Genomic DNA, 809 nt, shown 5'->3' with positions numbered 1-809 from the left:
GCGCGGCGCTGCGACAGGCGCTGGTTGTACTGCGGCGTGCCGGACCGGTCGGCATGGCCCGCCACCTCGATCCGCGTCGAGGAGACGCGGCGCGCGTTCTGCGCCGCCTCGGTGATGATCTGCCGGGCGCGATCGGTCAGGTCAGCGCGATCCCAGTCGAAGAACACCAGGTAGGTGCGTGCGGCCGCCGGCGGCGCCACCGGAGCAACCGGGGCCACGGCCGGGGCCGGGCGCGGCGCGTTGAAGGCGTAGCGCAGACCGATCAGGACCGAGTGGTTGTAGTTCGTCGGCTCGGCCTTCGCGGAACCGATCACCGGGCCGTTCGCCGCGCTGCGACGGACGTCGACGTCCACCTTCGGGTCGAGCGTGCCGTAGAAGCGGTACTCGGCCGTCAGCGTCAGGCCCGGCACCATGGCGCCGAGGTTGTAGCCGACGCCCGCGATGCCCTGGTAGGCGAAGTTGCCCGCCGTGTCCTCGGACGTGATGACGGCGCCGTTCACCGGCCCGACGCGCACCTTCGTCGTCTCGAACCAGCCATAGCCGACGCCGACGCCGAGATACGGCGTGAAGGCGGTGCCGGTCTGGATGTCGTACAGCGCATTCACCATCGCGCCGTACTGCTGCACCTGACCGGCCGAGGCGACGCGGGCGCCGTTGAGACGGATCTTGTCGATCTCGTTGTAGCGGTAGTTGCCCTCGATCTCGGCGCGCAGGCCGTTGCCGAAGCCCCAGCCGATGCTGGCGACACCCGCGAAGCCCGGGTGCTTGTATTCCCAGCGCTGGCCTTCGGCGCGGGACTCCTGGTGGAA

The 809-nt window shown here is 70.3% G+C and carries 1 protein-coding gene; it reads right to left on the bottom strand.

Annotated elements, in window-relative coordinates; genetic code table 11:
* Positions 1–809 (bottom strand): OmpA family protein (locus E2C05_RS32225; RefSeq protein WP_133223652.1); only part of this gene is annotated, 809 nt, incomplete at both ends.

It is taken from the genome of Paracraurococcus ruber (assembly GCF_004353985.1).
Lineage (GTDB): Bacteria > Pseudomonadota > Alphaproteobacteria > Acetobacterales > Acetobacteraceae > Paracraurococcus > Paracraurococcus ruber.
Note: the sequence above shows the minus strand (reverse complement) of the source record. Positions and strands in the feature narration are given on the sequence as shown.